A 3,013-nucleotide genomic window follows, 5' to 3' on the forward strand; every position below is an offset into this window, starting at 1 on the left:
CCTTCACCGGCGAGACGACGACCGGTCGGCTGATCATGCAGTACGCCAGCGCCAACCTCATCCCGGTCACCCTGGAGCTCGGCGGCAAGAGCCCCAACATCTTCTTCGACAACGTCGCCGCCGAGAAGGACGCCTTCTACAACAAGGCCCTCGAAGGCTTCACGATGTTCGCGCTCAACCAGGGCGAGGTCTGCACCTGCCCCTCGCGCGCGCTCATCCAGGACTCGATTTACGACCAGTTCCTCGGCGACGCCCTCGAGCGGGTTGGCAAGATCAAGCAGGGCAACCCCCTGGACACCGACACGATGATCGGCGCCCAGGCGAGCAACGACCAGCTGGAAAAGATCCTGTCCTACATGGACATCGGCACCCAGGAGGGCGCCAAGATCCTCGCCGGCGGTCACCGCGCGGAGCTCGAAGGCGACCTCGCGGGCGGCTACTACGTGCAGCCGACGGTCTTCGAGGGCAACAACAAGATGCGCATCTTCCAGGAGGAGATTTTCGGCCCGGTTCTGTCGGTGACGACGTTCCGGGACGCCGACGAGGCGCTCGCCATCGCCAACGACACGCTCTATGGCCTCGGCGCCGGGGTGTGGAGCCGCGATGCCAACACCTGCTACCGTTTCGGCCGCGCGATCCAGGCCGGGCGGGTGTGGACCAACTGCTACCACGCCTATCCCGCCCACGCGGCGTTCGGCGGCTACAAGCAATCGGGCATCGGACGTGAAACCCACCGCATGATGCTCGATCACTACCAGCAGACCAAGAACATGCTGGTCAGCTACAGCCCGAAGAAACTCGGTTTCTTTTGATCCCGCGCAAGGCCCGGCCGGTGTGGCCGGGCCATCCGTTTTCTCCGGGAATCCAAGGAGAAGAACCATGGCCAGTACCATGAAGGCCGCCGTCGTGCGCGCATTCGGCCAGCCGCTGACGATCGATGAAGTGCCCGTGCCGCAGGTCGGCCCCGGCCAGATCCAGGTCGCGATCCAGGCATCGGGCGTATGCCACACCGACCTCCACGCCGCCGAGGGCGATTGGCCGGTCAAGCCCAACCCGCCATTCATTCCGGGGCACGAGGGCGTCGGCTATGTCAGCCAGGTCGGCGCGGGCGTGAAGCACGTGAAGGAAGGCGATCGCGTCGGCGTGCCATGGCTCTACAGCGCCTGCGGCCATTGCGTGCATTGCCTGGGTGGCTGGGAAACGCTGTGCGAGACGCAGCTCAACACCGGCTATTCGGTCAACGGCGGCTTCGCGGACTACGTCATCGCCGATCCGAACTACGTCGGCCACTTGCCCGCCAACATCAGCTTCACCGAGATCGCGCCCGTGCTCTGCGCCGGCGTCACGGTCTATAAGGGGCTGAAGATGACCGACACCAAGCCCGGTGACTACGTCGCGATCAGCGGCATCGGCGGGCTGGGTCACATGGCCGTGCAATATGCCGTCGCCATGGGATTGAACGTGGCCGCGATCGATATCGACGATGCCAAGCTGGACCTCGCGCGCCGGCTGGGCGCGACGATCACCGTCAACGCCCGCCACGACGATCCCGCCACGGTCATCAAGCGCGAGACCGGTGGCGGCGTGAACGGCGTGCTGGTCACGGCGGTCAGCCCCAAGGCGTTCGAGCAGGCGATCGGCGTCACCGCGCGCGGCGGCACAGTCGCGCTCAACGGATTGCCGCCGGGCGATTTCCCGCTCAACATCTTCGGGCTGGTGCTGAACGGCATCACCGTGCGCGGCTCGATCGTCGGCACCCGGCTCGACCTCCAGGAATCGATCGATTTCGCCGCGCAAGGCAAAGTCCGCGCCACGGTGGAAACCGCCAAGCTGGACGATATCAACGCCGTGTTCGACCGGATGCACAAGGGCCAGATCGAAGGCCGCGTGGTGCTTGACCTGACGGCGTAGAAGACCCGCGCCGGAGCCCGTTGCCGCGCAACGGGCTTTCCGCGTTGGCCGACACTATACCCAAACAAAAAATGCGCCCCCTGCCCAAGGCAGGGGGCGCAGTTCAGATGGCAAGCCATCCTCGGGTCGCGGCTTTTCTTTGCCATGCCGACGATGACATCGCCGTGACTTCGGACACACATTCCGATTTTTTCGCGTCCGCCAGGTGCCGTCGCCAAAGTCCGGCGTGGCCGGAGCGGTTGCTATCTGAACTTTGCCCGTGGGGGCGGTCCTTCCGGACACGACGCGGTTGCGGACGAGGGCTGATCGCATAAGCTCAAGGTCATGCCTTATGATGATTCTCAGTCTCGTAGGATTGGCTGCGCGACACTTGCGGCGTGCGCATTTGGATTCATCGCTCTCTTGATCTTTATTGTTCCATCCGGCGAACCAGGCGTTCATGTCGCTTGGGAGAAGAACTTTGCTCATCCGATCGAGAGCGATTGCGTGGAGGAAGCTCTTCGAGCTATCGCAAAAGATGTCCATCGGAGCACTTACTTTAGCACCTTGGGTTCTACGCGCGGATTTGATCGCAGTGCTAATTACATACAATTCAATTACTCAGATCCGACATTGCTTGGGCAGTACAGCCTCGGCTTTGCCAAGTTACCGGATGGCATGACACGATACTGGCACCAATGGGGAAAAATTGGCACTGATATATCCGAGCAAGAGAAAGTTCGGGTCGTTCCCCTTCTAAATCGAGTCAACGAACAGGTGGCGCAGCATTGCGGCCTTTCATTCGCTGGCTCAAACCCACAACAAGGTAACGGATGGGTCCGCTAACCCCCCTCCTTGCCGTGCGGCCCCCTGTCGGCGGCGTCCCACAGTGGTCAGCCCCGAAGCGGAATGTGTCCACGCGCCCTGGGTGGGCACCGTCCCGTTGCCATTGCACACCCGGCGTGGTGGCGTGACCTTCCGCCGCGTTCGTCAGCAACACGCAAATAGCCGGTCACAATCCGGTCGTTCGGATCTGGCCCTTTTTCGCGCTGCCCCGCCCTTCCTTAACGGATTGAATTCATTGGCAGTCCTGTAAAATGGAGGGTTCGAAAAACTCTGGCGC

General features: G+C 62.6%; 2 protein-coding genes and 1 pseudogene. All 3 read left to right on the forward strand.

Annotated features, from left to right (window positions below; genetic code table 11):
* Positions 1-812, forward strand: a pseudogene (gene adh, locus B3547_RS09860) (aldehyde dehydrogenase); the annotation flags it as partial.
* Between the two features lie 67 nt (positions 813-879).
* Positions 880-1,911 (forward strand): alcohol dehydrogenase AdhP, encoded by a 1,032-nt coding sequence (gene adhP, locus B3547_RS09865; protein WP_292962603.1) that lies wholly within the window; start codon positions 880-882, stop codon positions 1,909-1,911.
* A gap of 324 nt (positions 1,912-2,235) precedes the next feature.
* Entirely contained in the window at positions 2,236-2,736 is a 501-nt protein-coding gene (locus tag B3547_RS09870; protein ID WP_292962605.1) for a hypothetical protein, read from the forward strand.
* Positions 2,737-3,013 lie beyond the last annotated feature (277 nt).

Source organism: Novosphingobium sp. UBA1939 (assembly GCF_002336885.1).
Taxonomy (GTDB): domain Bacteria; phylum Pseudomonadota; class Alphaproteobacteria; order Sphingomonadales; family Sphingomonadaceae; genus Novosphingobium.

Bases quoted from the DNA above. Each gene is read 5' to 3' on its own strand.
- adhP (WP_292962603.1), top strand. From the start codon at position 880: ATGGCCAGTACCATGAAGGCCGCCGTCGTGCGCGCATTCGGCCAGCCG.
- B3547_RS09870 (WP_292962605.1), top strand. From the start codon at position 2,236: ATGCCTTATGATGATTCTCAGTCTCGTAGGATTGGCTGCGCGACACTT.